This window comes from Leucobacter luti (genome assembly GCF_019464495.1).
GTDB classification, from domain to species: domain Bacteria; phylum Actinomycetota; class Actinomycetes; order Actinomycetales; family Microbacteriaceae; genus Leucobacter; species Leucobacter luti_A.
This window is the reverse complement of record NZ_CP080492.1, coordinates 731,145-749,767: the sequence shown is the minus strand read 5'-3', so window position 1 is coordinate 749,767 and position 18,623 is coordinate 731,145. Positions and strand designations below refer to the sequence as shown.

Here is an 18,623-nt window from a genome sequence, read left to right as displayed (position 1 = left end):
TCGAAGCAGCCCGCTCGGGCCAAACTGCGGGGTACGTGCGATTAGGCTGCGGGGGCCTCGGCGATCGGAGCAGCAGACGCCTGCTCGCCCGCCTGCTCGGCTCCCGACGGCGTGCCGGCTGAGTCGGCACCGCGACCCGCGCCGCCCCGACGTCGGCGACGTCGGCGGGGCGCCTCGCCTTCGGTGTGGAGGGGAGCTCCCGGCTCGCCGCCGCCCTCAGCGTCGTGGCCGTGCGCCTCGTGGCTGTGTGTTTCGTGACGACCCGGACCCTTCGGGTTCGCATCGCGGGTGCGGCGGCGCGTGCGCGTACCCTCGGAGCCGCGCTCCTCGCGCGTTCCGGCGTCGCGGTTACCCTCGCGTGATCCAGCGCTGCGTCCGCCGGCTCGTGCGCCCTCGCGCGCCGGTCGCTCCTTGACTGGCGTTGCCTTGAGTCGACCCTTCGTGCCCGCGGGGATCTTGAGATCCTCGAACAGATGTGGTGAGGACGAGTACGTCTCGACGGGCTCAGGCACTCCGAAATCGAGCGCCTTGTTGATTAGCGCCCACTTGTGCAGGTCATCCCAATCAACGAAGGTCACGGCGATGCCGGTGCGGCCAGCGCGACCGGTGCGGCCCACGCGGTGCAGATACGTCTTGTCATCGTCCGGCACTGTGTGGTTGATCACGTGCGTGACATCGTCAACGTCGATGCCGCGGGCGGCGACATCGGTAGCGATCAGGATGTCTTTCTTGCCTGCCTTGAACGCGGCCATTGCCCGCTCGCGCTGCTCCTGGTTGAGATCGCCGTGCACGGCAGCCGCATTGAAGCCGCGGTCGGTGAGCTCTTCGGTCAGCTTCGCCGCAGCGCGCTTCGTGCGCATGAAGACGACGGTCTTGCCCCGGCCCTCGGCCATGAGGATCCGTCCGATGACCTCGTCTTTGTCCAGCGAGTGAGCGCGGTAGACGATGTGCTCGATGTTGGCCTGTGTGAGCCCTTCATCCGGATCTGTCGCACGAATGTGGATCGGGTTCGACATGAAGCGACGGGCGAGCGTCACGATCGTGCCGGGCATCGTCGCCGAGAACAGCATCGTGTGCCGCACAGGCGGGGTCAGCGAGAACAGCTTCTCGATATCAGCGAGGAACCCAAGATCGAGCATCTTGTCGGCCTCATCGAGCACCATCTCACGGACCTTCGTGAGATCGAGCAGGCGCTGATTGGCGAGGTCGAGGAGCCGACCGGGGGTGCCAACCACGATCTGAGCGCCAGCCTTGAGCTGCTCGATCTGACCTTCGTAGGCTTTGCCGCCGTAAATTGAAACGAGCGTGGCCGCGCGATTCTGCGAGGCGATCTCAAGGTCTTCCGTAACCTGGACGGCGAGCTCGCGGGTCGGCACCACGATGAGTGCCTGCACGCCGGGCTCGGGGTTTGCGCCGATCCGCTGGAGCAGTGGGAGCCCAAAGCCAAATGTCTTGCCGGTGCCGGTCTTTGCCTGGCCGATGATGTCCTGCCCGGTCAGTGCGAGCGGGATGGTCTGTTCCTGGATCGGGAAGGCTTCGAGGATGCCCTTGCCAGCGAGTGCGTCGACCATGTCCTGGTCAACGCCGAGTTCGAGAAATGTCGTCACGTGTGCGTCCTTTAACGGTGTGTGCAGTGCTGCGCGCGGTGTCAAAGGCGCAGCGGCCGAACGCTCCTTCGGCGTCGGCGGTGAATACGTACGCTATTCAGTCTATTCGCGCGCGCCGCAAATGCTGTGGAGGTCAGCAGGAATTCACTCCGGCGTGCATGCCGCGGTTGGTGTCGTGCGGCGCTAAGCTGACAGGGTGTTCGAGTGGATCCGAGGGCTGCGCCGCAAAACTGCCCCTGCGCGGAAGCTGCGCTCCCGCGGTGATGGGGCGGATACCGAGCGCGTGGAACTCTCGGAGTTCGCGCCTGGAATCCTCCCATTTCTGGGGCTCACCGCATATCTGCAGCTTGAGCTGTACGAGGCGGCGACACGCGCAGTATCCGGCGCGCCGACGCTCGAAGCGAAGAACGTGCTCGCCGAGATCGCAGGCCAGACGCTCTCGAAGCATCAGCTGCTCACCACGGAAATCCGGGATCGCGGCCACGAGCCACACATCATCATGGCCCCGTTCTCGCCCGTGATTGACGAGTATGTGGAGCGCATCGACACGCCCGATTGGCATCAGCACGTGCTCTCGCTGTACCTCGTGGGTGGCCTCTTTGATGATTTCTTCGCGACTCTGGCCGAGGGGCTGCGTGACAGCTATCGCACCGAAGCGATCCGCATCCTGCGCAACGATGCTGGGCGTGCTGAGCTGAAAGCTCTGCTCGAAGCCGCATTGGCTGACGACGAAGCGCTCGGCAGCTGGCTTGCGCTCTGGGGCCGTCGTCTCGTGGGGGACACGCTTCTCGTATCTCGTGCCGTTCTCGGACTGAGCGAAAACCGCGAGTTTGACGCGCATGAAGTAGAACCGGTGTTTACCGAGCTCATTGCGGATCACATTCGACGCATGGACGGGTTGGGCCTCACCGCCTAATGGTGCGCTCCATGATCACTCCGAGCTGCGAGTACTTCGAAGCCGGGCGCTGCCGCTCCTGCGCGCTCATTGAGACGCCAATAGCGGAGCAGCTTCACGCCAAGGACGTGCGCTGCCGCACGCTACTCGCTCAAGTGCCGCAGACGGCCTGGCTACCGATCGTGAGCGGTGGCGAACGAGACTTTCGCAATAAAGCCAAGCTTGTCGTAGGGGGCGAGGCTGGCGGCGTGACCCTTGGGATCCTGGGCCCGGGGGGTATCGGCGTTGATTTGCGGGACTGCCTGATCCAAGTGCCCGCGATCCGCCGTATGATTCCGCGCCTTGCTGAGTTCCTTGATGGAACTGGCCTGGCTCCGTACGACGTGCCGCGCCGCAGCGGTGAACTGAAATATGTGCACGTGACCGCGGCGCCCTCCGGTGACCTCATGCTGCGCTTCGTGGTGCGGAGTGAACAGACCCTGGCTGCGCTGCGACGCGCGCTCCCTCGGGTGCAGGCCGCGGTGCCCGAGGCGACGGTGATCTCGGTGAACGTGCTGCCTGAGCATGTCGCGCTGCTCGAAGGAGAGCGAGAAGAGCTGCTGCTCGGGTCTTCACTGACCATGGAGTTGGGGAGTTCGCAGCCGGGCGCTGGCGCGGGAGGTGCCTCATCGAGTGTGACGCTGCATCTGCGGCCGCAGAGCTTCTTTCAGACAAACACGGTTGTCGCACGAGAGCTCTACGCCCAGGCCGCACAGTGGGTCGCGCGCCTCGACCCAGCCTCGATCTGGGATTTGTACTGCGGCGTTGGTGGATTTGCGCTGGCATGCGCGCCGCGTTCAGACGTCGGGATCGGCGGTGTCCGAGCGGTGCTCGGAGTCGAGGTGTCGGCTGAAGCGGTGCGCTCCGCCGAACGCAGTGCGGAAGAAGCCAGCATCGCCGCGCGCTTTGTGGCTGCGGATGCGACAGCATTTGCGCTGAGCGCCCACCCCGAAGACGTGCCTGAATTGGTGATCGTGAACCCGCCGCGGCGGGGGATTGGTGCCGAGCTGGCTGCCTGGCTGGACGAGTGCGGGGCACAGCGCGTGATCTACTCCAGCTGCAATCCGGAGAGTCTCGCCCGCGACCTCGCGGCGATGCCGGGATTCGCGGTTCGCGAGGCCCGCGTGTTCGACATGTTCCCGCACACGCAGCACCTTGAGGTCATGGTGCTGCTGGAGTGCGTCACCGTCTGAGCGGGCTGGCAGCGTGCCCCTGGCCGCATGCGCCGCACCGCTACGCTCGGTGGTCCCCGGAGTGAAAGGTGGGGTTCCCCCAGGTGCCAGGCGGATCAAATTCCGCCCAGTCGAGTGCGACACCGCTCTCATCGATCTCAGCGAGACACGCGAGCAATGAGAGCGTGGGGAACCCATGGACGGTGTTGTCGCGCACGATCGCGCGATCATCGTCCGGCCCGAGTTCGGCGGAGCGCGCGAGGAGCTCGAGCCACGCCTCGCGCCAGGCGTCGTCCGGTGTGCCAGCGAGTGCTTGAAACTCGGGAAGCCACCGGGCGATTCGGGGTGATGCCTGGTCATTCACGTCGTGGTGGGCGATCATGTGCACGCCTGGCGCGAGCAGCTTGCGGCGCAGAGAGATGCCGTCCCACGACACAGCCGCCGCGGTCCCACCGTGAACGTCGAGGAGGGTGAACGCGGGTGTGGAAGGCGGATCCTGCAGCACCGATCCAGCAATAGTGTCGAGCACCAGGGTGCCGCGTGAGGTGAAACCTGCGCTCGGCTCCACGACTTCGGCCGCGCGATTGAGCACCACTGCGAGCCGTCCTGGCTGATTCGCATAGGCCAACCACGCGCCGTTCGCGCGTCGATCCCGCACGCCCCAGGTATTTGGGAAACCCGTAGGCCACCACTGTCCTGGGGGATCCCACGCGCGTGCGGGATCTTCGTCGCGCACCGCAAGGAGGCGAATCGGAGTGGCTTGGTCGCCCGGAACCTCAATCACGACAGTGCACATTGCCTCCGAGTGTAGTGAGGTGTGATCCATTCCGGTCACGGACAGCTGAGAGTGGGAGGATGGGGGCGTGAACATTGTGCTGGGAGTCAGCGGCGGTATTGCCGCCTACAAGTCCGTTGCCCTTGCCCGCCTGCTGGTGGAGGCCGGGCACGAGGTCCACGTCGTGCCCACCGCAGATGCACTGCGTTTCGTGGGCAAACCGACCTGGGAAGCCATCAGTCGCAACCCTGTGACGACGTCGGTGCACGAAGACGTCCCCGAGGTGCGGCATGTGGCGCTCGGACAGCGCGCCGACCTGGTGATTGTTGCTCCTGCTACAGCGAACACGCTCGCACGGATGACGGCTGGCCTCGCCGACGATCTCCTCGGTACCACGCTGCTCGCCACGCGCGCACCGGTGCTCGTAGCCCCGGCGATGCACACCGAAATGTGGCAGCACGCTGCGACGCAGGATAACGTCGCAATCTTGCGATCCAGAGGAGTCGTCTTTGTGGGTCCGGAGAGTGGCCGTCTCACCGGCGATGACACTGGCCCTGGACGGATGAGCGAACCTCAGGTCATTGGTGAGCGGGCCGCCGCAATCCTCGCGGCGGGGGTCGCTGAGGAATCAGCCGACGCCGCAGGGGTCGCCCCGCCAACGGGGGTGTTTGGCCGCGTTGCAGGAGATGATCCAGGGACCTCCGAAGTCGACGATGACTCTGACGCGACGGTGATATCCGGAGCGGTCTCTGGATCCATCGGACAAGCCGAGGGCGACTTGGTCGGGCTGAGAGTATTGGTGACCGCTGGTGGAACGCGCGAGCCGATTGATCCGGTTCGCTATCTCGGGAACCGCTCGAGCGGGAAACAGGGCGTCGCCGTGGCACTCGCTGCCGCGGATCGCGGCGCAAAAGTTGTTCTCCTCGCGGCGAACATCGATGATGCGGTCCTCTCTGAGGTCGCTCATCGTGCTGAAGTGCGAGTGGTTCCCGTCGGCACGACGGCTGAGCTGGAATCTGCGGCGCACGCTGCGTCGGCTGGCGCTGAGGCAGTGATCATGGCTGCCGCCGTCGCCGATTATCGCGTTGCTGACGTGGCTGACCAGAAGATCCGCAAAGAAGACGCTCCCGGTGAGGCCCCCACGCTCACGCTCGTTGAAAACCCAGACATCCTGGTTGGACTCGTGCGGGATCGCCGCCCTGGTCAGGTGATCGTCGGGTTTGCGGCTGAGACGGTGTCGACCGAGGAGGAGCTGCTGGAGCGGGGCAGGCGAAAGCTGTTGCGCAAGGGGGTCGACCTGCTCGCGCTGAATGCCGTGGGCTGGAGCGAAGGCTTCGAATCTGGGGACAATGACGTGCGTGTGCTTGATGCCGATGGCACAGTCGTGAGCTCAGTCTCCGGAACAAAACGTGAGGTTGCCGAGCGCCTCCTCGATGCAGTGCGCCACGAGCTCGATGCCGCTGCGCGCTGATTCGTGCCTGCCGCGCTCATGCTGAAGACGTGAAGTGACTGTGGCTCGGTGCCTCGCGTTACAGAGTGATCTCGTGTCCGTTTGTCGGATCCGTCCTCGGTCAGCTCGCTGAAGCGAGCCTTCTCCGCGGAGCATTGCGACAGGAGGGGGATGTTCACGGGCCAGGTGAGCGCAGTCGTCCGTACCACGCATCACGGGGGCCTCGGATCGCACGATCCGAGGCCCCCGTGATGCGTTCCGAGGTGCTAGCTCACAAAGCCTACGCGGCGTCCTGCTTCGCCGCCGAGTTCGACATACGTGACGGAGTCGGCGCTGACGAGGTACTGGCGGCCCTTGGTGTCGACGAGTGCGACGAGGCCGGAGTCCTTCGCAGCAGCGGTTTCGAAGAGCCCGCGAACTTCTTCGGCGCTCGCGTTGGTTTCGAATGCGAGCTCACGGGGTGACTGCTTGATGCCGATGCGAACTTCCACGGGGGCCTCCTCAGGTGCGGTGGCACAGGGCCACAGAATTGAAACTGATCCGAGTCTATGGCTGTGGGCTGTGCCATGCCCCGGATCTGGGCGCACGTTCGCCGTGAGCGCAGACCCGGGTGTTCTGTGCATGTGCTCTATCCGGGCGCGGGGAGCAGCGCCCGCCTCCGGAGGCTGCTCCCCGCGTCCGGCTCCGGGGAGGTGTGCCCGGGGCAGGGGGAGGTGTGCCCGGCTCCGGCCGCAGCGCCCGGCTCCGGTCGCAGCGTCCGGCTCTGGGGGAGGCGCGTCCGGCTCCGGGGCCACAGCGTCCGGCTCCGATCAGGAACTCGTAGGGGCGAGTATGAGTTCGTCGGTCGCCGCCGCCGCGACAGCTCGTGGTGAGAACGCCCACGCATACTGCTCGCCGTGTGCCCACCCCTCGGTCTGATCGGTGTAGTTGGGATGGAACGCGTGTCCGCTCGCCCCCGTGAGGTTTTGCCAGGTCGAGGCATCCCAGTCTGAGACATCAATGACCATCCGCATCGACGGCACAGTCGTCGTTGCGTAGCCTTCGTCGAGGCCCCACCCGGTCGCGTTCACTACGCCGGAGCCACCGCCGACCGAGAAGGGGCCGCGGTTGAAGAGCGCTTCGATGGGGGCGATCCCACTCGTACCGAAGGTGCCATTCGTGAGCGTAATGGCGTGCAGTGTGCCCCAGTTCCACTTGCTTGGGTCCGCACCCTGCAACTCCGAGAGTTCAGTCTGGGCCTGTTCTGCGGCGAGGATAAGGAATTCGTCCTTCGTTGTTGCGAGACCATTCAGCGTACTTCTGAACCACTCCGAGTCGGGCTGGTCTATCAGCAGTTCGAACGCTCGCGCGAAACGGGACTGATCATCACGGGGAATGCGAACAGCCTGCTCGTCGACCAGCTGGGCGGTGATGTGCTGCCACAGCACATTTGCGAATGCCGCTGCGGGGGAGTCGGGATCGTTCTGGCCGTCCCAGCCCGACAGCAGCTTCAGTGACTCGGCAACATCCTGGTTTTCTACGGTGAGACCCTCATACGCTCGCTGCAGTGTCGCAGCAACCGGGAACTGGTTGTCCATTTGGATCTCAGCCATGTCCAGAGCAGTGATGGGACCGGCCGCGATTCGCTCGTCGAGGAGTTCCTGAATGCGAGCGGCGCGGTACCCGTAGTCCCAATCCCGGCTGAGGAAGTACTGGTAGTCGTCAGTAACGATGGCGTTGTTCGCGGTGACAATGATTCCGGATTCCGGGTTGTAGGTCATCGGCTGATCGGTGAACGGGATGAAGCCCTGCCAGTCGTACGCGCTGTCCCAACCAGGCTGTGGCAGCCAGCCATCGCCCGCGCCTCTGATTGGGAGCTTGCCAGGCGCTTGGTACCCAATATTGCCGTCGGGGTCGGCATAGATCAGGTTCTGTGCGGGAACATCGAACTGTGAGGCCGCGAGTCGGAAGTCTGCGAAATTCTCGGCCCGGTTCAGGGTGAAGATTGCCTCGGCGGTGCGGCTCACGTCGAGCGCCGTCCAGCGGAGGCTGAGCGCGAACTCTCCTGGCGGAAGCGCCGCATCATCTGCGGGGTCCAGCGTAGAGTTGGAGTTCGCGGTGTTCGGCGTCGTTGGTGCTCCGAGACGTGGATTCTCCGCGATCGCGGTGAAGTCTGATTCGAGTCCCGACAGGATGGGGCCGTGCCCGGTCGACTTCACTTCAATCTTGACGGGATCGCCCCCAGCGACGTTGATCGTCTCTGAGCGGGTCACAAAGGGCTGCTTCTCGCCGTCGATCCAGTAGCCATCATCTTCGATGCGCTCGACATACAGATCCGCGACGTCGGTCGTGAGGTTGGTGAAACCCCACGCCACCTTCTCGTTGTGACCGATGACGATTCCTGGCAGCCCCGAGAAGCTGTAGCCAGCCACATCGAACGGGCACGCAGGCGACACCGTCTCGCAACGCAACTGCATCTGTGTCCACACCGAGGGGAGCGCAGCACTCAAGTGCGGATCGTTGGCGAGCAGCGGTTTTCCGGTCTCAGTGTGTTCGCCGGACACCACCCACGAGTTTGAGCCGACGCCCTCTCCCTGTCCTGCAATCAGTGTGTCGACACGGTCGAGGAGGGTTCCGAGGGCTGCGAGTTTCGGGAGTGCGGCTGCGTGAGCGGTGCCCGCAGCACTCCCGAGATCGGCGCTGCGCGCGACGGCTCCTGCGGCCGCCTCGGAGCCGGGATCGGGAGCGGACCCTGAACCGGCAAGGGAGCCGGGAGCGGCACTGGATCCGCGCTCCGCTGCCGCTGCGGGGGTGGGGAACGGTGCCGCCAGTGTTCCGTCGGTGACGGCCGTGCCCGCGGGATCGTCGGCGAGAATGACGGGGTGCTCCTCGAACGGGTATCCGGGGTAGAGCTCTCCCAGCTGCGTGGCACTCAGTCCTTGCGCCTGAAGGGCGCGAGCTGTTTCGTCTTCAATGTTCGTGCGGAGATCCCAGGCCATTGCCTTGAACCAGGCGACAGAATCCGCCGGGGTCCACGGCTCCGGTGAGTAGTCAGGGTTCTGCAGACCGAGCACGCTGTACTCGAGCGAGAGACCGCCCCCGGCGCGTTCGTTCAGATAGGCATTCACACCGGCTGCGTATGATTCGTAAAACGCACGGGTCTCAGCCGGTAGTTGCTGGACCTCGGTTTCAGCGGTGCGGTGCCACCCCAGAGTGCGGAGGAATGTGTCCGTGCCAAGCTGTGATTCGCCGAAGAGCTCGGATAGCCGAGCGCTCGTCAAATGTCTGCGGAAGTCCATCTCCCAGAACCGATCTTGCGCGTGCACGAACCCCTGTGCAAAGAAGAGATCGGCCGATGAGCTCGCGGTGATTGTCGGAATGCCGCGTGCATCCCGCTGCACGCTCACGGAGTTGGTCACTCCAGGGACCTGCAGCGTGCCGTTTGCCTGCGGAAAAGCACGCGTGACGGTCCAGATTCCGAGGCCACCTGCGAGCAACGCGATCGCTACGATGATCGCGAGGATCCACAGTACGACGCGCCGGAAGCGACCTCGTCTCGGGTGCGCGCTGCGTGGAGGTGCTGCGGGCGGCGCACCGTTCGGTGGGGCGGTCGGTGGGCGCATTTCGGCTGCGGTAACTGCCATGGCGTGATCCTCCACTCTGAGGCGACTGATGTGTTGGCGGGTATCCCCGCGAAGCGTGGTTCGAGTTTGGCATGAACCGCCGACACTGATCCGATGTGAGTCTGGCATGATGCGCGCTCGGATCGCGTCAAAGTGTGACAAGTCACAGCGCGGGGCCCGGATCTCGGGGGAGTTCTGAGCTCCGCCGACAACATTGTCTGAGGTGCTCAGTAGGCTTGCCGCATGCTTTCATTTGACCCGTCTCAGACCCGGGCGCTTGCTCTGGATCCGTCGCGTCACGCACGCATCCTCGGGGCAGCAGGAACCGGGAAGACGGCTGTCCTCCGTGAGGCCTTCTGCCGCACTCTCGGGTTACCAGGGTGGGAAGAGACCGATGTTCTGGTGCTTGCCACCAATCGTCTCGTGGCGACGTCGCTTCGCGCGGCGATCGAGCGCGATCTTGGGCGCGCCTTTGGTGGTACGCCGGTGCGCACCGCCGCCTCGTTGGCCTTTGCTGTGCTGTCCCGCTCGGCGGCACTGGCGGGCAATGAAGCACCACGGCTCCTGACCGGCACGGTCCAGGACGAGGCGATTGCAGACGTCGTGAGTGCCGGCACCGCGGCTCACGGCGCGGAGATCGCCGGAGTGCCGCCAGAGGTGCTGCACAGTCCGGCTTTTCGCGCCGAGCTGCGCGAACTGTGGCGCGTGGCTGACGATTTCGGAGTCGCCCCGATGGAGCTCGCCGCACAGCTGCGTGAACTTGAGACCGCGGCAGTACGTGAGCAGCATGCTCGGGTGCCGGATCCTGAGCTGAGCGCCCGCTGGCGTGATGGATTTGCGCTCATCGCTGCGGTTGCCCAGCGACTCGAAGTGGAGCGACCTGGTGAGTTGAGCTCCAGCTCGCTGCTGCACGCGGCTGCCGGTGCAGTGCGTCGCGACGGAGGCATTCGCGCGGGCTCAGGCCACGTCGTCGGCTCTGAATCAGGGCAACCCACTGGTTCGGAGGCTCAGCTTGCGATGCCGCGGCTGATTCTCATCGACGATGCGCAAGAGCTTGGTGAGGGAGAACTCGCGCTCCTCGCTGCCTGCGCCGAGGTGGGCTCCAAGATCTGGGTCTTTGGCGATCCGGATCTCGCAACGGGCGCATTCCACGGAGAGCGCACTCGAGTGCTTTCTCGGCTCGACTCCGAGTTGGCCCGCAGAGCTATTCGCCCGGCCGCGCGCACGCCGCAGGAACCGGCTCAGTGTGTCGTGCTCACGCGGGCGCATCGACATGGTCCTCAGCTCAGATCAGCCGTTGCGGGGCTCGCGGCTCGAGTGGGCGCGGCAGGCCTCGGTGAACAGCGCGAGGCGATTGCCAGGCCTGTGCAACCCGCCGATCCAGATCCCGCTGTGCAGTTCGCGGTTGTCGGGTCGGGCGCGGAGCAGCTTGGGGCGATTGCGCACCGCATGCGCTCCCGACGGCTCGGACTCGGAGGCGCTCCCGCGGTGCCGTGGAACGAGATGGCGGTGCTGTGCCGCAGTCGCGGGGAGGCCGTGCGCGTCGCGCGTGCGCTGGCAGCGCACCAGGTTCCGACGGGGATTGCGGCGGGCGGCATCGTGTTGCGAGAGCATCAGATTGTCCGCGAACTCGTGCGCCTGCTGCAGCACGCTCTCGGCCTGCATGCGATCGCGCCCGAGGAGATTCTTCCCCTTGTCGGCGGCACCATTGGTGGCCTCGACCCGGTCGCACTGCGGCGATTGCGAAGCGCGCTGCTGCTCCAGGAGCGACGTGATGCCCGCGAGGAAGAGCGTGAAACTCGCAGCATCGATGAGCTCGTCGCAGAAGCCTTCGCATTCCCAGGTCCCGTGCCAGTGGTGGACAGCGCCGGCGGCCGTGCACTACGCAAGCTCGGCCAGATCGCCGGTGCTGCGATGACCGTGCGCGAAGCCGGCGGCACCGCGCGCGAAACACTGTGGATGATCTGGGACAGAACGAAGCTCGCGAGCGACTGGCAGCGTGATGCGCTCGATGGCCGAGGCGCTCGTTCGGATGACGCTCATCGGTCGTTGGATGCCGTGATGGGCCTGTTCTTCGCTCTGCAGCGCCACGAAGAGCAAGACAGCACGCAGCCGATCGAAGAACTGCTTGATGAGATCCTCTCGAGTACGGTGCCTGAGGACTCGCTGGCGCAGCGCAGCCAACGTGCGTCGGTGACTGTGACGACCCCGCAGGGTGCGCTCGGACGAGAATTTGCACTTGTTGCGATCGTGGGGCTCCAAGATGGCTCGTGGCCGAATCTCCGGGCGCGCGGTTCATTGCTGGGCGCTGCGGCGCTCGAGCGATGGTTGCGCGGAGATGAAGCAGTTCCTCCGTCGCGTCGCGACACCATTCACGATGAATTGCGGCTACTCGTGCATGCCTGCGCGCGAGCGAGTTCTGAACTGCTCGTCGTGGCCGTCTCCGACGAGGATCAGCATCCGAGTGCTCTGTTCTCGCTCGGGCGAGAATTCCGCGCTGATGGGCTCCCGAGCTCCAGGATTACGCTGCGTGGCATCACGGCCGATATGCGCAGGCGACTCGTGCGTGATCCAGCTGACCAAGCTGCATTGCGTGCGCTGAGCGAGCTTGCGCGTGCCGGTGTCCCAGGCGCGCCTCCCGATGAATGGTATGGCGTGCGGCCGCCCAGTACCCAGGCGCCGCTGGTCCCGCTCGATGAGGATCCCGAGGCAACGGTTTCAGTGAGTCCTTCGCAGTTGGAGCGCGCGGAGTCTTGTCCGCTCGACTGGGCTATTGCACACCTGGGCGGCGGCACTGGAAGCGTGCAAGCGAGTATTGGCACGCTCGTGCACCATGCGCTCGAAACGGCGCAATCGCCAGACGCAGACGAGCTCTTGACCGCCGTCATGTCGGAGTGGCGCAAACTCGATTTCGATGCCCAGTGGGAATCAGTGCGCGCAAAACGCCTTGCTGTCACGATGACCGAAGGCCTCGCTACGTATTTGCAAGAGTTCGCGGCCTCTGAGCGCACGCTGATCGGGAAGGAAGCGAGTTTCGCCGTGCCCATCGATCGAGCGGTGTTGCGAGGGATCGCGGACCGGCTCGAGCGCAGGGAACTCGCAAATGGTGAGGCGGAGGTCACCGTGTTGGACCTCAAGACCGGGCGAACCCCGCCGAGCAAAGCCCAAGCCGAGACGCATGCACAGCTGCGCGCATACCAGCTCGGGGTCACGCTGGGAGCATTCACCATCGATGGCCCGCCGGCCGACTCCGAAGACACCGTCGACAATTCGGTACCGGCCCCGGACATCGAAACTCGCAGTGGAGGCGCTCGTCTGCTCTACGTGCATCCGGATGCGACAGGGGGATCAGGATTTATCGAGCGGGTGCAAGCCCCGATTGACGCTGAGGCAATTCAGGAAATGGAGGAGCGTGTGTCGAACATTGCGCGTGTGATGGCTGCGGGGGAGTTCACCGCAAGGATTGAGCACCACTGCTCTGACCCGCACCAGCCTGGGAACTGCCGGTTGCACATCATCCCGGCGGTGAGTCAGGGATGAGCACCATACCCGACAGCGATCAGCACGCCGGCACTGCTCGTGAGACACAAGGAGTGACGCCACCGGTGTTCGCTGCGGCGCGAATCGCCGAGTTGCTGGCGGTGCCGCCTGCACCAGTTCTCACTCCCACACCGGAGCAGCAAGCCGTCATTGAACAGCCGCTTGGCGGCAGCACACTTGTGGTGGCTGGAGCTGGCAGCGGCAAGACTGAGACGATGGCCAACCGCGTCGTGTGGCTTGTGGCGAACGAGCTCGTGGCCCCGGACGCGGTGCTTGGACTGACCTTTACCCGCAAGGCTGCCGGCGAACTGCGGGAGCGCATTACGGGACGGCTCGCGGTCTTCATCGATCGCCTGCGTGACGCAGCAGAGCGCGGAACGCTTGCTCCGGCCGAATTCGGCGCGTTCGAGCGGCTCGACGTGCTGCTCGCCGACGGTCTCGACATTCCAGAGGTCAGCACGTACAACTCATTCGCCGCTGGAGTGCTCCAAGAATTTGGTATCGCCGCGGGGGTCGCACCGGGTGCTGCGGTCATCGACGAAGCGACGGCGTGGCGGCTCGCGCGCGACGTCGTCATTCGTAGCGCTGACAGTGAGCTTGCCGAGAGCGACATGCGCATTCCAGAACTGATCAGACACATCCTAAGCATTGATCACGCGGTCGCGGACAACCTCACATCCTTGGATCGGGTCGATCAGGTCGTGTCCGAGTTCGGGCGCGTCATCCAGCTCCCATACAACGAGAAAGAACTCGGGACGGAGCCCAGCGGTCGAGTGTACGCGCCCGTGCGCGACGCAGTCGCGGCGCTGACGGGGACGCCACTGATTACGCGGCTCGCGCGCGAGTATGCCGCGGCGAAAGAAGAACGTGGTCTCATCGAGTTCCCAGACCAACTCGCCCTCGCCACGCGCGCACTCGAACACTCACCCGACGCGATTGCTGCGTTGCGCCGGCGACACCGCGCAGTGCTCCTCGACGAAGTGCAGGACACCTCGGTCGGGCAAACACGGTTCCTCTCGATGATCTTTTCTGGTGCGTCCGTCATGGCAGTCGGGGATCCGCACCAGTCGATTTACGGTTGGCGTGGCGCATCTGCCGAGGGGCTGCGTTCCTTCCATACCGATTTCGCACCTCGAGGGCGCGCACTGCGAACGCAGCACGAAGCCCCGGCGACGCTCACACTTTCCACCAGCTGGCGCAATCCTTCCAGAGTGCTGGATGCCGCAAACACCATTGCCGGAGCGCTTGCCGAAACAGCGGCAAGCACCGTTCCGAAACTCACTGCCCGGCCCGGCGCTGGCAGCGGCACCGTCGAGTGGGCCTACCCGGAGACCGTGCATGAAGAACGGCTCGCCGTTGCTGAATGGATGCGAGACGCGCGCGTTGCTCACCTGCGAGAGCACGGAGAACTCCCCAGCGCAGCCGTGATCTTCCGCACGCGCAAACACATGGCAGCGTTTTCCGCGGCACTCAGCGATGTGGGCGTCCCGAACCGCATTGTCGGTCTGGGTGGGCTCCTCACAACGCCGGAGGTGACCGATGTCGTGTGCACCCTCCGCGCACTCTGGTACGCAGACGCTGGTGGTGAACTCATCAGACTGCTCGCCGGCCCGCGGTTCCGTGTCGGAGTCGCGGATCTTGCAGGTCTCAAAGAGGCCGCGCGCTGGTTTGGCGAACGCGACCTCGCACAGCAACCGCTTTCCGAAGCCGACCGGGTTGCCGACCAGGTGCTCCCAGACCCGGATCGCCAATTCACGTTGCTCGACGCGCTCGACCAGATCGCTCACATGCGTGAACTCGACCACCGCGCGCTCCGCAGTATCAGCGTTGCAGGGCGTGAGCGGCTGAGTGAGGCCGGCCGAATGCTCGCCAGCCTCAGAACCCTCGTCGGCGGAGACATCGGAGAGCTGATCGGGGCGACGGTGCAGGCGCTTCGGCTCGATATTGAACTCGACGCCAACGAACAGCGAGAGCACGCTGGAACTTCCGCGGCATACGCCAACCTTGATCTGTTTGGCGATTTGGTTGATTCCTACCTCGCCATAGACACCCGCGGCACGCTCGCGTCGGTGCTGGAATGGATCGAGCGCGCGATTGAAACTGACGAAAGCGCAGAGCACGTTGCGGCGCCCGTGCCCGGAACGGTGCACCTCATCACAGCGCACGGTTCGAAGGGGCTCGAGTGGGATCTCGTGGTCGTGCCACGACTCGTCGCTGGAGAATTTCCCGGATCCGCGCGAGCTGGGGCTGGCTGGCTACGCACCGGACAGATCCCTGACGAATTGCGCGGCGATGCAGCGGCCCGGCCAGAGCTCAACTGGCGCATTGCTGACACACAAGATGAACTCCGTGGGCGGATCGCCGAATACAAGACAGCGCTGAAAGAGCGGCACGCCGAAGAAGAACGCCGGCTCGCCTACGTCGCGATCACGCGTTCAGCGGATCGGCTCCTGCTGACCGGCTCGTTCTGGGGCGGGCAGACTCGGGCACGCGTTCCTTCGGTATTCCTCACAGAGCTGGGCGAAGCTGGAATTATCACGGGACTGCCTGAGGAGAGCGCCCACGAAACCGACCCGAGCGTGGCTGAAGAGCTGGTTGCGCAGTGGCCGCTTCACCCACTCGGCGCGCGCGAGGGAGCTGTGCTCGCGGCGGCTGAGGTGTTGCGCACTGCGTTGGCGGTGGCGCAGCGCCCTGATGCATCGGACGTTGACAGGGAGAGCCCGCCACACGCGACGACGGGTAACGTAGCTGACACACTCGGTGGGAGGCAAGATCGGGACGCTCAATGGCATACTCAGGGTGACGCGGCCACCGTTGAGCGCAACGAGGCTGCGCAGGCGCGTGACGAGCGACTGACCCCGCTTGATGAAACCGTTGCGCTGCTCCTCGCAGAACGCAATGCCGCGCTCGCGGGCGAATCGTTGATCCGTAAGCCGGAGGATCTCCCCGCACGCATTACTGCGTCGACGTTCCATGAGTTCATTGAAGATCCGACGCGATCTGAGCGCTTCCGCCTGCGACCAGTACCGCAGCGGCCGTATCGACGCACCCGCGTCGGCAACCGCTTTCACGAGTGGGTGGAACGCCGGGCAACCACGGCGATCGGGACCGCGCTTCCGCTCGCCGGACTCGAAGACGCCCTCGACGGCGAGCTGTTCCAGCCCGAGCGGACCTTCAGCCTGGAGGTCACCTCGGACAGCAACTCCAAGGTGGGCAGCGAACTTCCGCAGGCTGCTGAACGTGCTGAAGCTGCTGGAGGCGCTGAGGCTGTTGAGGTTCAGACGGGTGCCGAGTTGCCGGCCGCTCCTGAGGGTCAGCGGAGCGCCGACGGATTCGGGACCTCAATTTCTGATCTCGATGGGGGAGGAGACGAGGCCGAGCTGCGGCCTCTCATCGAAGAGTTTGAGCGATCGCGCTGGGCTCTGCTCGCGCCCATCGCTGTCGAACTCGAAGTCACGCTCCCATTTGCGGGTCGCACGCTCGTGTGCAAGCTCGACGCTGTGTACCGGCAGAGCGATGATCGAGGAGGTGCTGAGCGGACGGAGATCGTCGATTGGAAATCCGGTCGCTCACCGCGCACCGACGCCGAACGCGAGTCGCGCTTCTTTCAGCTCGACCTGTATCGGCACGCGTACGCCCAGTGGGCAAGAGTTTCACCAGAACTCATTGACGTGTCGCTGTTCTACGTCGCTGAAGGCATCGAGCTCCGCAGCGGGGCCCCGCGCTCACTCGCTGAGCTCGAAACAATCTGGCTTACCGCTGCCGAGCGACTCAGCGATCCCGCTCGGGCGGCGACGGCAGATCATCGGAGTCATATGGTTCAGTGAGCTGATCATCCGCGGGGTCGGCCGCCGTGCTCGCACGCTCGGCGCGATTCGAAGAAGCAACGCCACCGGTCGCTTCGTCCGCAGCACGTGCTCGGGGAGGCGTCTCTTGGCCCGCGCCCGAAGCTGAGTCTCGAGACTTCGGCCAGACGGGCCACTTCGCCTCCGTGCGGGTCGCGGCAGCCCGTACCGCCGCATCCCGGGCCCTGGCTTCGCGTTCGGCTGTATCATGCGCTGTGGGAGCGCGGTCTGCAGTATCTCGGGACGTAGCCTCACCGCGCGCACCTGCGGCTTCGGCAGTCCGATCGGCACCACCGCCCTGCCTGCCCCCAGCGCCATTCGCATCTGTGTTCGCAGCTTCCGCAGCGGCCGCCTCCGCAGCGGCCGCCTCCGCAGCGGCCGCCTCCGCGGCGGCTGCGAACGACGAAAGATCGAAATCGGGCACGATCCCGGTGTCGGCCTGCAGCGCAGCGAAGCCTTCAGTCTCGGGGACGAGATCCCGGGCGGAATCCGAACCAGAACCAGAACCAGAACCAGAACCAGAACCAGAACCAGTATTGCCTTCGGACTCAGCCCTCGACTGCCCCCTACTCTGCAACGGCTCGATGAAGTCGGTCTCGTTTCCGAACATCCGGTCTTCGTCGAGCGCCTCGACAACGGCGGTCTCCGAGAGGTGGCTCGACACGAGCGGAGTCTCGTCCAGCATGGCCTCGACTTCCTGGTCACTCAGCGGGGCGCGATCCTGCGTCACCGCGTACGCGACACTCAGGGCTCCGCCCACACCGACCATGCGATCCAGCATCGCGACGGCATCGTCGATCACCGACTGATCATGGGACTCAATGCCGTGGAGCAGCCACCGCGCGACCTCCAGCTCATGGTAGAGCGCTGCTCGGGTGCGCAGGTGTGCGAGCGAACCCGTATTGCGCTGCGCTGCGTAGCGCGCGAGCACCGCTTCGAGTACGTCATTCCCAGGTGCGAGCAGCCAGGCCAAATCGGCAGCTGGATCGCCCACCGAGAGTTCAGACCAGCCGACAATCCCCACCACCCGATCCTCAGCAACCCGCAACTGTTCTGCATCGAGCGAACCGTGCACCGTTGTAGGCGCAAAGTCCCACAGCTCCGCCGCTTCGACGGTGCGTTGCCAACGCTGAAGCACGGTTTCGGGCACCATCCGCGTCGCCTCGGCGCGATCAATGAGTCTGGTCGCGATCAGCCGCAGATCCTGCGCCGTCGATACCGGCAAGCCGCCACTCTGCGCGACGCTCAGGGGGAGCTCATGGATTGCGGCGATCGCGCACGCGATTGGCTCGAGTAGAAGCGCATCGGTCAGTAAATCTTCGGCGGAGAAGTGATCCCCGTCCACAAAAGTGGTGACCACGGCCCGCGTCTCGCCCGCCCGGGTCATGCCAAGGGTCTCGGGCACCGCGAACGGAAGCTTCCCTCGCGGTCCCGCGGTCAAAGCGGCAAGGCCGAGCACCGTGGCCGACTGTTGCACCTCCGCCGCCTGTGTGCGCGGCACCCGCACGAGCAGCTCAGCGTCCTCGCTCACGATCACCGCCTCAGCAAACCGTGAATCCTCTTCGTGTTCGCGCACTCCGAACACCACGAGACCCGGCACCGCCGAGGTAGCGAGCGCGGCTAGAGTGAAAGGGATGCTGGCCATGTACATCAGGGTATGCAGGCTCGAGGCGCTGGCGGCGACGCCACGCGCACCTC

General features: G+C 65.1%; 10 protein-coding genes. 5 read left to right on the top strand and 5 right to left on the bottom strand.

All coding sequences use genetic code 11. The annotated features are described in order from the left end of the window. Positions 1-41: 41 nt before the first annotated feature. Positions 42-1,571, bottom strand: coding sequence for a DEAD/DEAH box helicase (locus K1X41_RS03345; RefSeq protein ID WP_132205292.1), 1,530 nt, complete (start codon positions 1,569-1,571; stop codon positions 42-44). 232 nt (positions 1,572-1,803) lie between these two features. Between K1X41_RS03345 and K1X41_RS03340 the strand changes: the two genes are divergently transcribed. Together K1X41_RS03340 and K1X41_RS03335 are read left to right on the top strand one after the other, a co-directional pair. Then, entirely contained in the window at positions 1,804-2,523 is a 720-nt protein-coding gene (locus K1X41_RS03340) for a ferritin-like fold-containing protein (RefSeq protein ID WP_132205066.1), read from the top strand. An 11-nt stretch (positions 2,524-2,534) separates the two neighbouring features. Next, positions 2,535-3,734 (top strand): class I SAM-dependent methyltransferase, encoded by a 1,200-nt coding sequence (locus K1X41_RS03335; RefSeq protein ID WP_220175318.1) that lies wholly within the window; start codon positions 2,535-2,537, stop codon positions 3,732-3,734. 40 nt (positions 3,735-3,774) lie between these two features. On the opposite strand, the gene K1X41_RS03330 is transcribed toward K1X41_RS03335, so the two are convergent. Next, positions 3,775-4,509, bottom strand: coding sequence for an NRDE family protein (locus K1X41_RS03330; RefSeq protein WP_220175317.1), 735 nt, complete (start codon positions 4,507-4,509; stop codon positions 3,775-3,777). 67 nt (positions 4,510-4,576) lie between these two features. Here K1X41_RS03330 and K1X41_RS03325 point away from each other — a divergent pair, with 67 nt between their 5' ends. Beyond that, on the top strand, positions 4,577-5,959 hold the full coding sequence (locus K1X41_RS03325) for a bifunctional phosphopantothenoylcysteine decarboxylase/phosphopantothenate synthase (protein WP_220175316.1): 1,383 nt from the start codon (positions 4,577-4,579) through the stop codon (positions 5,957-5,959). A gap of 245 nt (positions 5,960-6,204) precedes the next feature. Here K1X41_RS03325 and K1X41_RS03320 read toward each other — a convergent pair whose 3' ends face one another. Next, a complete protein-coding gene (locus K1X41_RS03320; protein ID WP_132205074.1) occupies positions 6,205-6,429 on the bottom strand; it encodes a DUF3107 domain-containing protein in 225 nt (74 codons plus the stop codon). Positions 6,430-6,747: 318 nt separating this feature from the next. Further along, positions 6,748-9,561: a penicillin acylase family protein gene (locus K1X41_RS03315; RefSeq protein WP_258566626.1), complete on the bottom strand. Its 2,814-nt coding sequence runs from the start codon at positions 9,559-9,561 to the stop codon at positions 6,748-6,750. Between the two features lie 222 nt (positions 9,562-9,783). Here K1X41_RS03315 and K1X41_RS03310 point away from each other — a divergent pair, with 222 nt between their 5' ends. Beyond that, positions 9,784-13,080 carry a UrvD/REP family ATP-dependent DNA helicase gene (locus K1X41_RS03310; RefSeq protein ID WP_220175315.1) on the top strand — a complete coding sequence of 1,099 codons (3,297 nt, stop codon included), beginning with the start codon at positions 9,784-9,786 and terminating at the stop codon, positions 13,078-13,080. Continuing rightward, positions 13,077-16,907, top strand: coding sequence for an ATP-dependent DNA helicase (locus K1X41_RS03305; protein WP_258566625.1), 3,831 nt, complete (start codon positions 13,077-13,079; stop codon positions 16,905-16,907). Before K1X41_RS03310 ends, K1X41_RS03305 begins: the two co-directional genes overlap by 4 nt. Here K1X41_RS03305 and K1X41_RS03300 read toward each other — a convergent pair. After that, on the bottom strand, positions 16,852-18,570 hold the full coding sequence (locus tag K1X41_RS03300; RefSeq protein ID WP_220175314.1) for a phosphotransferase: 1,719 nt from the start codon (positions 18,568-18,570) through the stop codon (positions 16,852-16,854). The genes K1X41_RS03305 and K1X41_RS03300 overlap by 56 nt on opposite strands. Positions 18,571-18,623 lie beyond the last annotated feature (53 nt).

Excerpts from the sequence above, each read along its gene's own strand:
- K1X41_RS03345 (WP_132205292.1), bottom strand. The coding sequence starts at position 1,571 with ATGGTCGACGCACTCGCTGGCAAGGGCATCCTCGAAGCCTTCCCGATC.
- K1X41_RS03335 (WP_220175318.1), top strand. The coding sequence starts at position 2,535 with ATGATCACTCCGAGCTGCGAGTACTTCGAAGCCGGGCGCTGCCGCTCC.
- K1X41_RS03330 (WP_220175317.1), bottom strand. The coding sequence starts at position 4,509 with ATGTGCACTGTCGTGATTGAGGTTCCGGGCGACCAAGCCACTCCGATT.
- K1X41_RS03315 (WP_258566626.1), bottom strand. The coding sequence starts at position 9,561 with ATGGCAGTTACCGCAGCCGAAATGCGCCCACCGACCGCCCCACCGAAC.
- K1X41_RS03310 (WP_220175315.1), top strand. The coding sequence starts at position 9,784 with ATGCTTTCATTTGACCCGTCTCAGACCCGGGCGCTTGCTCTGGATCCG.
- K1X41_RS03305 (WP_258566625.1), top strand. The coding sequence starts at position 13,077 with ATGAGCACCATACCCGACAGCGATCAGCACGCCGGCACTGCTCGTGAG.
- K1X41_RS03300 (WP_220175314.1), bottom strand. The coding sequence starts at position 18,570 with ATGGCCAGCATCCCTTTCACTCTAGCCGCGCTCGCTACCTCGGCGGTG.